Raw genomic sequence first — 17,719 nt, forward strand, 5'->3', positions numbered from 1 at the left:
TTAAGAAAGGAGGAGAGTCATGAATTCTCTTAAAGCAGATATGTATAAATTTTACTGGGAAAAAAGAGGAGTGCTTCCTAGTTTGTTGATAGGGTTATTAGTTTTGTTATTCTCCTTGTTTTTTAAGTCATCAAATGAAAATGAGCCGGCATTTCGAGTGTTGATTTCAAACGTGAGTGGTTTTATTCCTTTGCTTTTCATCTCTGCTAATTTATTTTTCTGGGGGGAAGATTATAGTTTCCGTACGATCAATATTTTGCTCACAAAAGAAAAACAACGATGGAAGTTATTTTTATATAAAACTTTGGGAACCTTTTGTTTGTCTTTCCTATATGTAACTATTTTTTATAGTTTAACAGCTCTTGTTTATTTGGAAGGGGACATGGTGTTGATTGTTTCGACATTTTTACATCAACTACCATACTATTTGGTTATTATCAGTATCTCCTTATTGATTTTTCAAATATTTGATAAGGTTTATGAATCATGTATGATTTATACACTCTACATTTTACTATTTGATAATCTATTAGTTTACGTTCTTCCAAACTCTGGTGAGAGTGTGAGAGACTATTTACTAATGACTTTAAATTTGAAAGCATCACCAGGTATCAGTCAATTTACCCTTACAAACGTATGCTATCCTATAGTGGCAGGTCTAGCAGTAATCATGCTTACGTTTGTTGTATTCAGTAAAAAAGAATTTAAATAGGAGGACTAATGATGAAAAAAATAGGAATTGTAATTGGGCTGTTGTTACTGTTTGTAGTAGCTGGAATTTTATTAACCTTAAAACGAGGAGAGACAACAATCAGTTTGAAACAATCATGGACTCTCTCTTCTAAAAGTATTAAAACGTTAGAGTTTTATGGCTCAAAGCAAGCAATTGATGTTAAAGTTGTCAAGAGTGAATCAGATGAAACAAGTGTTCAAATAGAAGGAAAAGTTTCCGAAGAATCAGCGAATAATATATCTAAAAACGTTAAAATGAGTTCAGATAGTCTATATCTACCATTTTCACAACATGGTTTTAATTTGGCTCTGAGTTCAGAAGGAAAAGACAAGTTATATGTAACTATTTCCTTAGGAAAAAATACTACTTTCGAAAAAATATTTATAGATACTCTTGTTGGCGATGTATCTATTACAGTTCCTAAAGATTTTGATGGGATTTATACTTTGCATACAAATAATACCGGGGAAATTTTAAGGGTTCCTACCACAAATCAAACTTCGAATAGCGTCATTGAAGTTGATGGTTATAGTAAGATAAGTGTTGAAAAAGGAGAAAATAATGGTTAGTCACTATAAACAAGCAACTTTGCTGGACTGTGGAATGGCTTGTGTAAAGACAATCATTTCTTATTATTTCCCCAAATTAGAACATTTAGATAGTCTACAATTTGATAATAATAATCACCAAGGACTGTCTTTGTTTGAAATAGAAGATGTATTAAAAAGCTATGGTATTGATGCGGATTCTTATCAAATTGACACTCCTAGTTTGCAAAATATTTGGAATAACGAGTTTCATAGCAATGTTATCATACTACTGAACTTTAGGAATAAAACCCATCCTAGGACAAGATTTTGAAGGATTGGCAACCATCAAGTAGACACTGTTCGAAAAAGAGGAATCATAAAAATCCCTGTCATTAACAAATGGCAGGGATTTTGGTTAAAAGAAGGTCAGGATGCGAAGGTAGTCCACTGTCAGCGCGAGCTCTGCTATGAAGAAAGGTAAGAGAATGGCGCCATCAAGTAAGACAGCTAGCAAGAATCGATAAAATGGGTCAAGGCTACTGGTCTTACTTGGCTTGCTAATCACAAAGAGATTGCCAAGGGCAAAGATGGTCATGCTTAGAAGAGTGAGGATGCCAGCGAATCGCAAGCCACCAAAAAGTGCAAAGAAACTTGCTAGAGCTGTTAGGACAAGCGGGATAGCAAAGAGTCGGCTGTAACGATCGCAAGCTTCTTGGAATGTGAAGTCGCTCTCCTGGTCCAGTACACGTCGGACAGTAAAGCCTCCCAAAATGATAGAAAAGTAGAATAGAGCGCTAGCAACCAAGATAGAAAGTCCAGCAAAGAGATCTAAAGGAGGGAGCTGATTAGGTAAATTATTGGCAATAGAGGCCATATAGCCATAGTAGAGGCGTTTGATATGATAGATACTAAAGAAAAGGTTGATTGACGACAGCAAGGTGAGCAGGGCAAAGACACTGTAACGCTGCTTTTGGTCCGTAGTCTTGCTGGCAGTTGGTTCTTGGATAGCATCCAGTAGCCAAGTCCAAAATAGTGCGATTTCTGCTTTTAATCTGGCTGTTTTACGAGGGTCAATATCTGGGATATAGGGGCTTTCTAAAGCCTTGCTGAGGATACTTTTCTCTTTTGCAGGGTTTTCTTGCTTGTGTTCCTCTTCAGCTTCCCCTGCTCCCTCTTCCTCGGTTTGGGTTTCCTCAATCATTTCGGGAGCTTCCTCCTCATGCGTTTCCAACTCTTTAGGTGAGACAGGTGTTTCTTCGCTTGCTTGTGGTTCGGTCTCCACAGTTTCCGAAGTTTCTAGCTCGTTGGGCTGGTTTTCCGATTTCGTCTGAGGTGATTTCTTCTCAAGATCGGCACTTTCAAACCATTCTTGTGTCATGGTGGAACCTCCTTTTTTATGGTCGTTTTCTATCTTTAGACTAGCAGATGAAAGCGTTTTTGTCAATGATTTCTAGGTGGAGCAGAGTACTCTTCTTCCTTAGGTAGGTAGATATCCTGATTGGCTTTTATAATGAGCATATCCTTAACATCTGCTTTGTCTGTCTTGTAGGGGTTGGCAAATTCATTCTCTTTTTGTCTAGGGTGTTCTCTTTGAGCTTTACGATAAATACCGCCATGCTTCGAAGAAATGTCTAGATTGATACGATCGAATTCTGTCTTAGAAAGAAAGAGTCTTAAGTCGTGATGAGAGTCTAGCTCTACCTTACCGCGGATCTTGATATTTTCAGCATAGATGTGCCCCTCCTCCGTCTTGACCTGGCTATCTGTCAATTCAGTATCAAAGATATTGATGATATGAGGTGTCGTTAGTGTGCTGTTCTTGATAGAACTTTCTGTGAGTCTTAAGAGGTAGCCTTTTGTTTTGATTGTCGCATTTTCAAGATTGGCTTGGCGAATATTAGTTTGTCCACGATTGGCTGAGACGGTGATAGCTTGTAGTCTTCTTCCTTTAGGGAGGGAGAGTATGACTTCGTCAAAACGACTAGAATAACTGCTAGCAATACGAAGTAGGCCTTCGATTCCTGAACCGAGAAAACGATGTTGGGAGGCTTGTTTGTCAGTGACGCTCAGCGTTTTGTCACTCATGCCAGTAGTCAGATCGTGACGGCCAGACACGGACGGATGATAGGTGATGTGGATCTTGTCATCTACAGACTCTGTGATGGTTAGGCTGTGTTCTTCAAGGGTCAAATCAAGTTTTTCCACTTCGCTTCCAAAGGTAACTTCTTCGATACGATTGTCATAGACGGGGTCTTTTGACATGGCAAGCAAACTTTGAATACCATTAGACTGGGCGCCTACAATGATCATGATAAAACCAAGGATTGTAGAAACCACACCAAAGATGAGAAATCCTTTTGTCAATTTACGCATGTCTGTCACCTCTCTTTCCTTTTTTAAGAATCCATTGCACCAAGCGGACGACCAGGAGGCCAAAGAAACGAGCTACATAGGAGATACCTAGTAGAACAAGAGAAGAAGCACCGATAGAAAGCAAACCGGCCCCAAAAATCAAGATAAAGGCAGATTTGGCTTCGACCAGAACACTAAAGCTCTCTATGATAAAGAGTCCACCTAGCAGGATACCCGTCACCGAAACAGCGAAAAAGGCTAGAATGACGGAGACAGCTGCGATAAAAATACCGATGATGACCATGAGGATGCCGATCCCAACCGGAATTCCGATAGGAGCTACTAGCAGGGCCAAGAGGGCAATGTGTAGCAGTTGGCGATCATTCTTTTGAGCAGGGGCTTCATTGACTTTCTTGTCGAGAAGATCAGAAAGGATATCATGGGCAGCTTCTTTTGGAGTTCCTAGACTGGCAATGAGTTCCTCTTCGCCCTCTGAACCCGCATCGTCAAATAGTTCCTTAAAGTAGTCCATGGCTTCGATGCGGTCAGCTTCAGGTAGTTTATGGAGATAGGTTTCTAACTGAGTCAGATAGTCAGTTCTTGTCATGGCGGATACTCCCTTCTATGATGCCGTTGACGGTGTCGGTATAGAGCGTCCACTCTTCCTTTAGAGTAACGAGCTGCTCTACGCCCCGATTGGTCAAGGAGTAGTATTTGCGCATACGCCCCTGAAACTCTCTAGAGTAGGTGGTTAGAAAGCCACTGGCTTCCAATTTTTTGAGAATGGGATAGAGCGTAGATTCTTTTATATTGGCGATGAGTTTAATGGTCTGGCTAATCTCATAACCATAAGAATCCCCCTGCTCCAGTACAGCCAAGATGAGAAACTCAATCAAGGCAGAGGATGTTGGGAAGTACATGGGAAACCTCCTTTATATTATATAAAAATTTTATATATACTCTTTTCAAATATATTGTATCTCAAGTTGAAAGCCCTGTCAAGAAATATGTGTAAAAATTTTATATATAAAAAACTCCTAGTAAAAACTAGAAGTTTAGAGGATTTTATCCGCCCGATCCACCATAAAGAGTGAGATGGTCATGATGATATCGATGGCTAGAAGGGCAAGGACAGCTGGAATCCAAGATTGGAAAAGGTCAAAGCTATAACCAAACAAGGTAGGACCAAAGGCCGCCAAGATGTAGCCCCCTGTTTGCGCCAGGCCTGAGAGTTGCGCAGTCTTTTCAGGCGAGCTGGTCTTAAGTGAGAAGCAAACCATGAGATAAGGAAAGAGAGCACTACAGGCCGTTCCAATCAAGAGGTGGACGACTAACCAGTAGAGGAAACTGCTACTTGGATACAAGAGCATGGCAATTCCTGTCATCCCAGCGATAGAGATAATTGTTAGCATGATTCGACGGTGGCCGTCTGACAGATGAGTTGTCAGACTTGGAACAGTCATTGAAAAAGGAATGCTGATCAGCGAGAAGATAGAAGCCAGAAGAGCCGCATCGCTATTAGAAAGACCAGCACTAATAGCCATAGTTGGCAACCAGGTCATACTTGTATAAAAGAGCAAGGACTGAAGCCCGCCAAAGATAATGATAGCCCAGACATCTTTACTTTTTAGAATATTTTCTTTGACTTGCTTTTCTTTTTGGCTTTCTAGGTGGTGGTTGTGGCGATGATTTGGCAACCAGACTAGCAGAGTGACCAGACATAGAAGGCTGAGAACGAGGATGAGGCCCTTCCAAGAACTAGCTTGGGTGATAGGGACCGAAAGATAAGAAGCGATGGCCGTTGAAATCCCCATGGCAGTGACATAGAGAGTTGTTAGGAAGCTAATCTTTTGAGGCTGATTTGCCTGAATCATACTAGGGAGAAGAACATTAAAAATAGCAATGCTCGCACCGATAATCAGAGTTCCTAGATAGAGAAGGGGAAGGTTGAAGATACGAATGACAGAGCCAATAGTTAAGAGGAGAAGACAGTAAGTGAAGAGATGTTCTAGTCCAATTTTTTGTGCCAAGCGACTCGCAAAAGCCGAGAAAAGAGCAAACATCAAGAGAGGGAGACTGGTTAAAATCCCAAGGGAACTGACCTCAACTCCTAGTCCCTGAGCGATATCTCTTAAAATGGTTGGAAGAGCAGTGAAAGGAGAGCGTAAAACGGTACCGATTAAGAGAATTCCTAGGATAAAAAAGAGTGATTGTTTTTTCATAAAAACCTCGAATAGATGATTTTATTAACAGCTTATTTTAAGGTTTTTTCTATATAATGTCAAGTAATGATAGCTAAGAAAGTTCGATTGATTTAAGCGAGAATAGAGTGAAAGGAGATACATTTCTTTACTAGAATTTTCCTTGATTTGATATAAAAATAGGAAAGTGAGAAAATTTGTGATAAAATAGTGGAAGGAAATCTATATATTGGAGAAAAACGGTGCCTGAAAAGCAAAAAATCAGCGTCTTGATGTCGGTCTATGTAAAGGAAAACCCGACGTTTTTGAGAGATGCTATCAAAAGTGTTCAAAATCAAACCTTGAAACCGAGCGAACTTGTTCTTGTTGAGGATGGGCCCCTCACGCCTGAGCTCTATCAGGTGCTAGATGAAGTGGAAGCTCAGTCAGACATTCCAGTGAAACGGTGCCCCTTAGAGCAAAATCAAGGTTTAGGCTTGGCTCTTCGTTACGGTGTTTTGCAGTGCCAGTATGACATTATTGCTCGCATGGATACGGACGATTTAGCCGTTCCGGATCGTTTTGAGAAACAGCTTCAACTGATGGAGAAAGAAAATCTCGATCTCTTAGGTGGGCAGATTGCAGAGTTTATTGACAATCCAGATGAGATTGTGTCTTATCGTCGTGTTCCAACTCAGCACGCAGACATTGTGGCTTATCAGAGAATGAGAAGCGCCTTTAACCATATGACAGTCATGTTCAAAAAGGACATGGTCCTCAAGGCGGGCAACTACGAAGACGGGCTTTACATGGAGGATGATCTCCTTTGGCTCAATATGATTACGGCAGGTGCCAAGACTGGCAACCTAGATCAAATCTTGTGTAAGGTTCGTGTAGGGGCAGGGATGTTTGAGCGTCGAGGTGGCTTGCGTTACCTTAAATTCTACCGTCAAGCTCGCAAACGAATGCTGGAGCGAGGGCAAATTTCTTACATGGAATATGCTAAAAGTATGTTCATTCAGACCATTGTTGCACTTTGTCCAGGCTTTGTACGTCAGTTTATCTTTGTCAAACTTTTAAGAAAGAGCAAGTAAGACCTGATAGATTGAACGATTCGGGTTATCATAACAATAGTATCATTTGACTCTTTTAAGGGGGAGTAAATTCCTATGAATAAAAAACTAACAGATTACGTGATTGATCTGGTTGAAATTTTAAATAAACAGCAAAAACAAGTATTTTGGGGGATATTTGATATTCTGAGTATGGTGGTTTCCATCATCGTATCTTATATCTTGTTTTATGGCCTTATAAATCCTGCGCCTGTGGACTATGTGATCTACACTCTTTTAGCCTTCCTTCTCTATCAAATCATAATTGCATTTTGGGGGCTGAATGCTAGTATTAGTCGCTACAGTAAGATTACGGATTTTATGAAAATCTTTTTTGGAGTGACTCTCAGCAGTGTTCTTTCTTATGGAATCTGCTATGCCTTTCTTCCATTATTTTCTATCCGTTTCATCGTGCTCTTCATTTTGTTGAGTACCTTCCTCATCTTGCTTCCTCGCATCACCTGGCAGTTGATTTATTCCAAACGTAAAAAGGGTAGTGGAGATGGAGAGCATCGCCGTACCTTCTTGATTGGTGCGGGAGATGGTGGTGCCCTCTTTATGAATAGCTACCAACATCCAACCAGTGAGCTTGAGATAGTGGGGATTTTGGACAACGATGAAAAGAAAAAAGGGCAAAAACTAGGTGGAATCCCAGTTCTAGGTTCTTACGACAATCTACCTGAATTAGCTAAACGCCACCAAATCGAGCGTGTTATCGTAGCAATCCCTTCGCTTGATCCATCAGAGTATGAACGTATTTTGCAGATGTGTAATAAACTAGGTGTCAAATGTTACAAGATGCCTAAAGTTGAGACAGTTGTTCAAGGTTTACATCAATCAGGTAGTGGTTTCCAAAAAATTGATATCACAGACCTTTTGGGCCGTCAGGAAATTCGCCTTGACGAATCACGTCTGGGTGCAGAAATTACAGGTAAGACCATCTTGGTGACAGGAGCCGGTGGTTCGATTGGTTCGGAGATTTGTCGCCAGATTAGCCGCTTCAACCCAGAGCGTATCGTCTTGCTTGGACATGGTGAAAATTCAATCTACCTTATTTATCATGAGTTGATTCGTAAATTCCAAGGGATTGATTATGTTCCTGTCATTGCAGATATTCAGGATTATGATCGTCTTTTACAAGTGTTTGAACAGTACAAACCAGCTATCATCTACCATGCTGCAGCCCACAAACATGTTCCAATGATGGAACGCAATCCAAAAGAAGCCTTCAAGAACAATATCCTCGGGACCTATAATGTTGCCAAGGCTGTTGATGAGGCCAAAGTACCTAAGATGGTCATGATTTCGACTGACAAGGCGGTCAATCCACCGAATGTTATGGGTGCGACTAAGCGCGTGGCAGAATTGATTGTCACTGGCTTTAACCAACGTAGTAAATCAACCTACTGTGCAGTTCGTTTTGGGAATGTTCTCGGTAGTCGTGGTAGCGTGATTCCTGTCTTTGAACGTCAGATTGCTGAAGGTGGTCCTGTAACGGTGACAGACTTCCGTATGACACGTTACTTCATGACCATTCCAGAGGCTAGCCGTCTGGTCATCCATGCTGGTGCTTATGCTAAGGATGGAGAAGTCTTTATCCTTGATATGGGCAAACCCGTTAAGATCTACGACTTGGCTAAAAAAATGGTCCTTCTAAGCGGGCACACGGAAAGTGAAATTCCAATCGTTGAAGTCGGTATTCGCCCAGGCGAAAAACTTTACGAAGAACTCTTGGTTTCGACCGAATTGGTTGATAACCAAGTCATGGATAAGATTTTCGTTGGTAAGGTTAACGTCATGCCTCTAGAAGCCATTGATCAAAAGATTGAAGAGTTCCGTTCACTCAGCGGAGATGAGCTCAAAGAAGCGATTATTTCCTTTGCAAATGAGACAACCCACGTTGAGTAAGAGTGTCCAACCAATTAATTATAAATAGAAGGCCAAGGTCCTGTACAAACAGGACCTTGGCCTTTTTACTCTGTAATTTCAAATCGTTGTACTATTTATAGTTGCTTAATGATGTCGTCAATGGTACGGGCAATCCAGTCAGGTTGATAGCTGAGCAAATCAGCCTCTTCTCCAAATCCCCAAGTAACAGCGAACTTTTTAATGCTAGTTTCTTGGGCACCAATCATATCAAACTTGGTATCTCCGATGATAAGGACTTGGTCTGCAGGTAGTTGATGCGTTTGCAAGGCAAAACGGATGACATCCGCCTTGTGTGGCGTTTCCGGACTAGAGCCGTAAATGCCATCAAAGAAATGATGGATTCCTAGATTTTTAGTCATATCATGAGCAGTAGGAGTATTCTTGGTTGTAGTGATGTAGAGAGGGTAGTTTTGCGAAAGCTCTTGGAGCAATTCCGTTATTCGGGGGAAGAGATGGGCTTCGTGGATTCCTTTTTCCTTGTAGTAAGAACGGTAGATTTGAACAGCCTCCGAGATTTGCTCCTTGGGAAGACACGTTGCAAAACTACTTTCAAGTGGCGGTCCCATAAAACCACGAATGGTTTTGGCATCAGGGCTTGGAACTCCTAGCTCTTTAAAGGTATGGGTAAAGGCATTGTGGATCCCTAGGGAACTGTCAACCAGAGTTCCGTCTAGATCAAAAAAGATAGCTGAGATAGAGGGCATGATTTCTCCTAGTAGATAAGCTTATTCTCCGAAGATTTCTTTTTGTAGGCGACGACCAGTCGGGGTGGCTGCGAGTCCACCTTCAGCCGTTTCACGAAAGGCAGTTGGGAGGCTGGATCCGACTTGGTACATGGCATCGATAACTTCATCGACAGGGATCTTAGACTCGATACCTGCTAAGGCCATATCTGCCGCGATAAAGGCAAAGCTGGCTCCCATGGCATTTCGTTTGACACAAGGGACTTCAACCAAACCAGCGACAGGGTCACAGATGAGACCCAGCATATTTTTAATGACAAAGGCGATGGCTTGGCTAGCCTGATAGGGGGTTCCACCTGCAGCCAAGGTCAAGGCTGCGGCACTCATGGCAGAGGCAGAGCCGACTTCGGCCTGGCAGCCACCTTCAGCACCTGAGATAGAGGCGTTGTTTGCGATAACCAATCCAAAGGCACCAGCAGCAAAGAGGAAATCCAGCTGTTCTTCGTGGCTAAGGTCTAATTTTTGGATAGCAGCAGTGAGAACGGCTGGCAAACAACCAGCACTTCCTGCGGTTGGGGTGGCACAGACCAAACCCATTTTAGCGTTGTGTTCGTTGACCGCGATGGCATTACGGGCTGCTGATAGGATGGTAAAGTCAGACAAGGCCTTGCCACTTTTGAGATGGCGGTCTAGTTTGGCAGCATCGCCACCCGTTAAGCCACTACGGGATTTATTTTCACTGAGACCGAGCTCAACTGAGGCTTTCATGACTTCTAGATTGCGTTCCATGAGGAGGAGAACTTCTGGCCGTTCTCGACCGGTTAATTGATATTCTGTCGCAATCATGAGTTCTGCGACATTTCCTTGGAAGTCTAGATCCGCCTGCTCGACCAATTCTTTGATAGAATAAAACATGTTTCCTCCTACTTAAAGAAATTGACATTGTGGAGATGAGGGATTTTTCGGATTTCTTCAATCGCCTCTTCGCAACTTCGACTATCGACTTCGATAATCATGATGGCTTTTTCTCCAGCTTTTTCCCTAGTCACATTCATCTGCGCGATGTTGATATCGAAACGAGAGAGGGCTTCAGTAACATGGGCAATCATACCTGGAACATCTTGATGCACGATGATGATGGTCGGTGTGTTCATGTTGAGAGAGACAGCAAAGCCGTTAAGTTCCGTAACTTGGATATTTCCCCCACCGATGGAAATTCCTGTCACACTGATGGATTTGTGTTCATTCTTCACAGTAATTTTAGTGGTATTAGGATGAGGAGCGTTGCTATCTTTCTGAATGGTCCAGACAATCTTGATACCACGTTTATGGGCAATCTCTAGGCTATTTGGAATATCAGGATCGTCCGTATCCATACCTAATATACCAGCGACGAGAGCAAGGTCAGTTCCATGACCACGGTAGGTCTTGGCAAATGAATTAAATAATTGGAATTCGACTTCTGTCGGCGTATCGTCAAAGATGGAGGAGACGATTTTCCCAATACGAACAGCTCCAGCTGTGTGGCTACTTGATGGGCCAATCATGACTGGTCCGATAATATCAAAGACAGATTGAAAACGAAGTGATTGCATCTGTTTCCCCTTATAAAGATTCTTATAACTATTATATCAAAGAATGGACCTCTGCGCTTGTTTCCCTTATCAAAAGCTCAAAATGATTAAAGATGGTATAAAATAAGGCCTTTTGTGACAAAAGCCTCCTTAAAACGGTAAATATAAAACATTTTTGTAATATTTCTACATATAACCGTTAAACAACGGTAACATTTAAAAGGTATCATAGATATATTCAATGGAAGGAGAATTTTTAGATATGTCATTAACAACTAAAAAAATCAAAACAACTATCGCAGGAGTAGCAGCTTTGCTTGCTTTCTTTGCCCCAGCTCTTGCCTCTGCACAAGAAACTGTAACTTACACTGTTAAATCAGGTGATACTCTTTCAGAAATCGCTGAGAAGTACAACACGACTGCTGAAAAATTGGCAGCAAAAAATAACATCAAAGATATCCACCTTATCTATGTTGACCAAGTTTTGGTTATCGAAGGAACAGCTTCTACTACAGCTCCAGCAGCAACAACGGAAGAAACAGCTCCAGTAGCTACAGAAACAGTTGAAGAAGCTCCAGCTGCAACTACAACTTATGAAGCACCAGCAGCAGAAAGCAACACTGTAGCAACATCTACTGTAAGTGGTTCTGAAGCAGAAGCCAAAGAATGGATCGCTCAAAAAGAATCAGGTGGTAGTTACACAGCTACAAACGGCCAATACATCGGACGTTACCAATTGACAGATTCATACTTGAACGGTGACTACTCAGCTGAAAACCAAGAACGTGTAGCAGATGCCTACGTTGCAGGACGTTACGGTTCATGGACAGCTGCCAAGAACTTCTGGCTTAACAACGGTTGGTATTAAGAATACAAGAGTCCTTTAGGGCTCTTTTTTTGTTTTTCAAGAACAAAAAGTGTAACGATCTTCTCAGCAATGCTCTATTTGTATAATTCCAACGAAATTCTTTAAATTATTTTAAAACTCAAATAGTATAAATAAGCTTATTATGTGTAAAAATATATCATATAATAAGCCTTTTCTTGATTAAAATGAAATAAAATACAGTTTTTCTTGACAAACGAGAATAGGAAGAGTATTATTTATACAATAATAAAGTATAAAAATAAAAGGAGGCTCTTCTATGAATAAAGTGAAGAAGGTGTTGATGACGATGTTTGGTTTGCTTATGTTTCCCTTATTATTTGCTTGTAGTAACACTCAATCCCAAGGTGTTGAAGCCATTAAGGCTAAAGGAAAATTGGTGGTGGCTCTAAATCCAGAGTTTGCTCCATTTGAATACCAGAAATTGGTTGATGGGAAAAATCAGATTGTAGGTTCAGATGTTGAGCTAGCCAAAGCCATCGCAAAGGAACTAGGTGTAGAAGAGGAGTTCTCTCCAATGAGTTTTGATAATGTACTGGCTAGTCTTGATTCAGGCAAAGCCGATCTTGCCATATCAGGTGTTTCTAAAACGGAAGAGAGAAGTCAAGTTTACGATTTTTCAATTCCCTACTACACTTCGAAAAATAAGGTTATCGTAAGAAAAGCTGAATTAACGAATTACCAATCAGTCAAGGATTTGGCTCAGAAAAAGGTTGGAGCGCAGAAAGGTTCTATCCAGGAAACTCTGACCAAAGAAACCTTGCAGGATTCTTCTCTCGTTTCACTTCCTAAAAATGGAAATTTGATAACAGATTTGAAATCAGGGCAACTGGATGCGGTTATCTTTGAGGAACCAGTGGCGAAAGGATTTGTAGAGAATAATCCAGACCTAGCCATCGCTGAGTTTGATTTTGACAATGACAAAGAAGATTCCTACGCTGTTGCGATGAAAAAAGACAGTAAAGAATTAAAAGAGGCGGTTGATAAAACCATCCAGAAGTTGAAGGATTCTGGGGAGTTGGACAAATTGATTGACGATGCTTTTAAAGCCTCTATCGAAAAATAGAAAGAAGGAAGAGAAATGAGTAAGGAAAAAGTCATTTTGGCCTATTCAGGTGGATTGGATACATCAGTTGCTATTACATGGTTAAAAAAAGACTATGATGTGATCGCTGTTTGTATGGATGTGGGTGAAGGAAAAGATTTGGAGTTCATCCACGATAAAGCTCTCAAGGTTGGGGCTGTTGAGTCTTATGTCATTGATGTTAAGGAAGAATTTGCTAATGACTATGTTTTAGTGGGCCTTCAGGCTCATGCTTACTATGAACAGAAGTATCCCTTGGTATCTGCTCTGAGTCGCCCTCTTATTTCAAAAAAACTCGTTGAAATAGCTCATCAGACGGGGGCAACTACAATTGCTCATGGTTGTACAGGTAAGGGAAACGACCAAGTTCGGTTTGAAGTCTCTATTGCAGCTTTGGATCCCAATTTAAAAGTAGTTGCGCCTGTTCGTGAGTGGAAATGGTCTCGTGAAGAAGAAATCCAATATGCCAAAGAAAACGGTGTTCCAGTTCCTGCCGACCTTGACAATCCTTACTCTGTCGATCAAAATCTATGGGGACGTGCAAATGAATGTGGTGTTTTGGAAAACCCTTGGAACCAAGCACCAGAAGAAGCATTTGGAATCACATCTTCTCCAGAAGAGGCACCAGACAGTCCAGAATTTATTGACATTGAGTTTAGCTGCGGGGTGCCCATCTCCCTTAATGGTAAGAAGATGAAAGTGGCAGATTTGATTCAAAAGCTCAATGAAATTGCAGGCAAACATGGTGTCGGACGGATTGACCATGTGGAAAATCGCCTAGTTGGTATTAAGTCAAGAGAGATTTATGAGTGCCCAGGTGCTGTGACTTTATTGGCAGCTCATAAGGAGATTGAAGACTTGACTCTTGTGAGAGAAGTGGCTCATTTCAAACCCATTATCGAAAATGAGTTGTCCAATCTCATCTATAATGCCTTGTGGTTTAACCCAGCAACTCAGGCTTTGATTGCCTATATCAAGGAGACACAGAAAGTTGTCAATGGAACTGCAAAAGTTAAACTCTATAAGGGGAATGCTCAGGTAGTGGCTCGGAAATCTCCAAATTCTCTTTACGATGAAAATTTGGCGACTTATACTAGTGCGGATACCTTTGACCAAGATGCAGCCGTTGGATTTATCAAGCTTTGGGGGCTTCCGACTAAGGTTTATTCAGAAGTTCAGAAAAATGTTGAGTAGTGACGAGATAGAAAGGGACGACAGGATATGCCGAAAAATACAAAATTATGGGGTGGTCGATTTGAAGGCACTGTGGAAGATTGGGTAGAGCAGTTCGGTGCGAGTATTTCCTTTGACCACCAGCTGGCAAAATTTGATTTGATGGGTTCCCTAGCTCATGTTCAAATGCTAGGACAGACTGGCATTTTGAGTTTGGAAGAGGCAGAGCAGATCCAAGATGGTCTAAAAGCTTTGTTGCGAGATTTAGAGGCAGGAGAGCTTCGTTTTGATATTGCAAATGAAGATATTCATATGAATATGGAAGTGTTGCTGACAGAGAAAATCGGTCCTCTGGCTGGGAAACTACATACGGCTCGTTCTCGGAATGACCAGATCGCAACGGATATGCACTTATATCTAAAGGAGCGGCTTGGCCATGTCTTGGATAAGTTGGCGAATCTGAACAGTGTTTTGCTGGATTTGGCTGAAAAACATGTGGAAACCATCATGCCAGGCTATACCCATTTGCAGCACGCCCAACCGATTAGTTTTGCCCACCATCTCATGGCTTATTACAATATGTTTCAAAGGGATAGCGAGCGATTCGCATTTAACTTGAAACATACGGACCTATCTCCCCTGGGTGCAGCTGCCTTAGCGGGGACAACTTTTCCAATCGATCGTCAATTATCGAGTGATTTATTGGGTTTCCAACAACCCTATACCAATTCCTTGGACGCAGTGAGTGACCGTGATTTTATCTTAGAATTCCTGTCAAATGGCAGCATTTTGATGATGCATATGAGTCGTTTTTGTGAAGAAATCATCAATTGGTGCAGTTTTGAGTATCAGTACATTAGCTTGTCTGATAGCTTTTCAACAGGTTCGTCTATCATGCCCCAGAAGAAAAATCCTGATATGGCCGAATTGATTCGAGGGAAGACAGGACGGGTTTACGGGCACTTGCTTGGACTATTGACCGTCATGAAGTCTTTGCCTCTGGCTTACAATAAGGATTTGCAAGAGGACAAGGAAGGCATGTTTGATACAGTAGACACGATTTTGAATTCTCTAGATGTGTTGGCAGGTATGCTATCGAGCATGCAGGTTAATAAGGCTAAAATGCAGCAATCTACAGAGAATGATTTTTCGAATGCGACCGAACTGGCAGATTATTTGGCAGAAAAAGGCCTCCCCTTTAGAGAAGCGCATGAAATAGTAGGGAAATTGGTTCTAGATTCTATCAAGCATGGTACAAATATCCAAGATTGGGATTTGAAGGAGTTGCAAGCCTACCATCCCTTGATTGAAGAGGATATTTATATCTACTTGCGTCCAGAAACCGCTGTTCAGAGGCGGAATTCCTTAGGAGGAACTGGCTTTGAGCAAGTGAAATACCAGATAGAACAAGCGAAGAAAGAACTTAAAGGGGAAATTTGATTCGTCTATAAAGTAAGAAAGAGAGGCTGAGATGATTTATCAGCCTCTTTCTTGTCTTCTCCAACCAAGCGTGTTATAATGAATACTGCTCAAGCGACCTTCAATCGTTAAGCACACACGACCTTCAATCGTGAACTAGTCATTTCGTTTATCTTTTATTACGTCGTTAACTCGTCTTACCTAACTCGAGTTATGCCTGCGACTCGTTGCCTAGTACTAAAAGCAAACGAAATGACTATACTCAAATAAATTCTATTGAAAGTCTTAGTAAATAGAATTTTGAGGGGTATAAATAAACGAATAGATGGGAGACTTACCATGAGTGATAACTCTAAAACACGTGTTGTCGTGGGGATGAGTGGTGGTGTTGATTCGTCGGTGACGGCTCTCTTGCTCAAGGAGCAGGGCTACGATGTGATCGGTATCTTCATGAAGAACTGGGATGACACAGATGAAAACGGCGTCTGTACGGCGACCGAAGATTACAAGGATGTGGCTGCGGTGGCAGACCAGATCGGCATTCCTTACTACTCTGTCAATTTTGAAAAAGAGTACTGGGACCGCGTTTTTGAGTATTTCCTAGCAGAATACCGTGCAGGGCGCACGCCAAATCCAGATGTTATGTGCAACAAGGAAATCAAGTTTAAGGCCTTTTTGGACTATGCTATGACCTTGGGGGCAGACTATGTAGCAACTGGGCATTATGCTCGAGTGGCGCGTGATGAGGATGGCATCGTTCACATGCTTCGTGGCGTGGACAATGGCAAGGATCAGACCTATTTCCTCAGCCAACTTTCTCAAGAACAACTCCAAAAAACCATGTTCCCACTGGGGCATTTGGAAAAGCCTGAAGTCCGCAGACTAGCAGAAGAAGCAGGCCTTGCGACTGCCAAGAAGAAAGACTCGACAGGGATTTGCTTTATCGGAGAAAAGAACTTTAAAAACTTTCTCAGCAACTACCTACCAGCTCAGCCTGGTCGCATGATGACTGTGGATGGACGCGATATGGGTGAGCATGCAGGTCTGATGTATTATACGATTGGTCAGCGTGGCGGACTCGGTATCGGTGGGCAACACGGAGGAGACAATGCGCCGTGGTTCGTTGTCGGAAAAGACCTAAGCAAGAATATCCTCTATGTCGGACAAGGTTTCTACCATGATTCGCTTATGTCAACCAGTCTAGAGGCCAGTCAAGTTCACTTTACTCGTGACATGCCAGAGGAATTTACGCTCGAATGTACAGCTAAATTCCGCTACCGTCAGCCTGACTCTAAGGTGACAGTACATGTTAAAGGAGATAAGGCAGAAGTTATCTTTGCGGAACCGCAACGCGCGATCACACCAGGACAGGCAGTTGTCTTTTACGATGGTGAAGAGTGTCTAGGTGGCGGTTTGATTGACAATGCCTACCGCGATGGACAAGTTTGTCAGTACATTTAGATTGACAAATTTTCTCAATTTGCTACAATAATAAAAGCAATAGAAATGATGGTCAAAGCTCATGGATGTTGCAGGCTTTTTTGTCCTGCACTTCTTTGGAGTTTTGACTGTTTTTGTGTCGTTTAAGGGAAAGGATAAAAATGACTCAACAAGACTTTCGGACAAAAGTGGGAAATACAGTCTTTGGTGTTCGGGCGACAGCCTTGATTCTTCAAAATGGCAAGCTCCTAGTTACCAAAGATAAGGGCAAGTATTACACTATCGGCGGTGCGATTCAAGTCAATGAAAGTACGGAAGAAGCGGTAGTTCGTGAAGTGAGGGAAGAGCTGGGTGTCAAAGCTCAAGCTGGGCAGCTAGCTTTTGTAGTTGAAAATCGTTTTGAACAAGACGGTGTTTCCTATCACAACATCGAGTTTCATTATCTGGTAGACTTGCTTGAGGATGCACCATTGACCATGCAGGAAGATGAGAAAAGGCAGCCCTGTGAGTGGATTGACTTGGATCAGCTCCAGAATATCCAGCTAGTTCCAGCCTTTTTGAAAACAGCTCTACCGGATTGGGACGGCCAACTAAGACACATTCATCTTGAAGAATAGGAGAGAA

General features: G+C 41.9%; 19 protein-coding genes. 11 read left to right on the plus strand and 8 right to left on the minus strand.

The features are described from left to right. Window positions 1-19: 19 nt before the first annotated feature. The 3 genes from KIH88_RS00575 to KIH88_RS00585 are packed head-to-tail and all read left to right on the plus strand — an operon-like array spanning window position 20 to window position 1,594. Window positions 20-712 carry a hypothetical protein gene (locus KIH88_RS00575; RefSeq protein ID WP_001086664.1) on the plus strand — a complete coding sequence of 231 codons (693 nt, stop codon included), beginning with the start codon at window positions 20-22 and terminating at the stop codon, window positions 710-712. A gap of 8 nt (window positions 713-720) precedes the next feature. Continuing rightward, on the plus strand, window positions 721-1,302 hold the full coding sequence (locus KIH88_RS00580) for a hypothetical protein (RefSeq protein ID WP_033605748.1): 582 nt from the start codon (window positions 721-723) through the stop codon (window positions 1,300-1,302). Beyond that, window positions 1,295-1,594, plus strand: coding sequence for a cysteine peptidase family C39 domain-containing protein (locus tag KIH88_RS00585; RefSeq protein WP_033605747.1), 300 nt, complete (start codon window positions 1,295-1,297; stop codon window positions 1,592-1,594). The genes KIH88_RS00580 and KIH88_RS00585 overlap by 8 nt, the downstream gene beginning before the upstream one ends. A gap of 84 nt (window positions 1,595-1,678) precedes the next feature. On the opposite strand, the gene KIH88_RS00590 is transcribed toward KIH88_RS00585, so the two are convergent. The 5 genes from KIH88_RS00590 to KIH88_RS00610 form a co-directional block, all read right to left on the minus strand. Then, window positions 1,679-2,641, minus strand: coding sequence for a DUF6574 domain-containing protein (locus KIH88_RS00590; RefSeq protein WP_213988613.1), 963 nt, complete (start codon window positions 2,639-2,641; stop codon window positions 1,679-1,681). 62 nt (window positions 2,642-2,703) lie between these two features. Next, entirely contained in the window at window positions 2,704-3,636 is a 933-nt protein-coding gene (locus tag KIH88_RS00595; RefSeq protein ID WP_213988612.1) for a DUF4097 family beta strand repeat-containing protein, read from the minus strand. Next, window positions 3,629-4,222 (minus strand): DUF1700 domain-containing protein, encoded by a 594-nt coding sequence (locus KIH88_RS00600; protein WP_213988611.1) that lies wholly within the window; start codon window positions 4,220-4,222, stop codon window positions 3,629-3,631. The genes KIH88_RS00595 and KIH88_RS00600 overlap by 8 nt, the downstream gene beginning before the upstream one ends. Next, the gene (locus tag KIH88_RS00605) at window positions 4,209-4,535 is read right to left on the minus strand and encodes a PadR family transcriptional regulator (RefSeq protein ID WP_000273860.1); all 327 of its coding nucleotides are present in this window, start codon (window positions 4,533-4,535) and stop codon (window positions 4,209-4,211) included. Before KIH88_RS00605 ends, KIH88_RS00600 begins: the two co-directional genes overlap by 14 nt. 135 nt (window positions 4,536-4,670) lie before the next feature. After that, the gene (locus tag KIH88_RS00610; protein ID WP_213988610.1) at window positions 4,671-5,837 is read right to left on the minus strand and encodes a CynX/NimT family MFS transporter; all 1,167 of its coding nucleotides are present in this window, start codon (window positions 5,835-5,837) and stop codon (window positions 4,671-4,673) included. A 221-nt stretch (window positions 5,838-6,058) separates the two neighbouring features. Here KIH88_RS00610 and KIH88_RS00615 point away from each other — a divergent pair, with 221 nt between their 5' ends. Then, window positions 6,059-6,889: a glycosyltransferase gene (locus KIH88_RS00615; protein WP_213988609.1), complete on the plus strand. Its 831-nt coding sequence runs from the start codon at window positions 6,059-6,061 to the stop codon at window positions 6,887-6,889. 75 nt (window positions 6,890-6,964) lie between these two features. Continuing rightward, entirely contained in the window at window positions 6,965-8,815 is a 1,851-nt protein-coding gene (locus KIH88_RS00620) for a polysaccharide biosynthesis protein (protein WP_001035719.1), read from the plus strand. Between the two features lie 95 nt (window positions 8,816-8,910). Here KIH88_RS00620 and KIH88_RS00625 read toward each other — a convergent pair whose 3' ends face one another. The 3 genes from KIH88_RS00625 to sdaAB are packed head-to-tail and all read right to left on the minus strand — an operon-like array spanning window position 8,911 to window position 11,114. Continuing rightward, complete coding sequence (locus tag KIH88_RS00625; protein WP_213988608.1) at window positions 8,911-9,540, minus strand: HAD-IA family hydrolase; 630 nt, start codon at window positions 9,538-9,540, stop codon at window positions 8,911-8,913. 21 nt (window positions 9,541-9,561) lie between these two features. Beyond that, window positions 9,562-10,434, minus strand: a complete 873-nt coding sequence (sdaAA, locus tag KIH88_RS00630; protein ID WP_000500031.1) for an L-serine ammonia-lyase, iron-sulfur-dependent, subunit alpha — start codon at window positions 10,432-10,434, stop codon at window positions 9,562-9,564. Between the two features lie 8 nt (window positions 10,435-10,442). After that, window positions 10,443-11,114, minus strand: a complete 672-nt coding sequence (sdaAB, locus tag KIH88_RS00635) for an L-serine ammonia-lyase, iron-sulfur-dependent subunit beta (protein ID WP_057488864.1) — start codon at window positions 11,112-11,114, stop codon at window positions 10,443-10,445. A gap of 241 nt (window positions 11,115-11,355) precedes the next feature. Here sdaAB and KIH88_RS00640 point away from each other — a divergent pair, with 241 nt between their 5' ends. From KIH88_RS00640 to KIH88_RS00665, 6 genes are all read left to right on the plus strand, one after another. Further along, window positions 11,356-11,961: a LysM peptidoglycan-binding domain-containing protein gene (locus tag KIH88_RS00640; protein ID WP_213988607.1), complete on the plus strand. Its 606-nt coding sequence runs from the start codon at window positions 11,356-11,358 to the stop codon at window positions 11,959-11,961. 277 nt (window positions 11,962-12,238) lie between these two features. Then, on the plus strand, window positions 12,239-13,045 hold the full coding sequence (locus tag KIH88_RS00645) for an ABC transporter substrate-binding protein (protein ID WP_213988606.1): 807 nt from the start codon (window positions 12,239-12,241) through the stop codon (window positions 13,043-13,045). Window positions 13,046-13,060: 15 nt separating this feature from the next. After that, a complete protein-coding gene (locus tag KIH88_RS00650) occupies window positions 13,061-14,257 on the plus strand; it encodes an argininosuccinate synthase (RefSeq protein WP_213988605.1) in 1,197 nt (398 codons plus the stop codon). 27 nt (window positions 14,258-14,284) lie between these two features. Next, on the plus strand, window positions 14,285-15,676 hold the full coding sequence (gene argH / locus KIH88_RS00655; RefSeq protein ID WP_213988604.1) for an argininosuccinate lyase: 1,392 nt from the start codon (window positions 14,285-14,287) through the stop codon (window positions 15,674-15,676). 318 nt (window positions 15,677-15,994) lie between these two features. Beyond that, the gene (mnmA, locus tag KIH88_RS00660; protein ID WP_001282944.1) at window positions 15,995-17,116 is read left to right on the plus strand and encodes a tRNA 2-thiouridine(34) synthase MnmA; all 1,122 of its coding nucleotides are present in this window, start codon (window positions 15,995-15,997) and stop codon (window positions 17,114-17,116) included. A 140-nt stretch (window positions 17,117-17,256) separates the two neighbouring features. Further along, a complete protein-coding gene (locus KIH88_RS00665) occupies window positions 17,257-17,712 on the plus strand; it encodes an NUDIX hydrolase (protein WP_213988603.1) in 456 nt (151 codons plus the stop codon). Window positions 17,713-17,719 lie beyond the last annotated feature (7 nt).

Origin of the sequence: Streptococcus oralis, from assembly GCF_018448765.2 — a bacterium.
GTDB classification, from domain to species: Bacteria; Bacillota; Bacilli; order Lactobacillales; family Streptococcaceae; genus Streptococcus; species Streptococcus oralis_BM.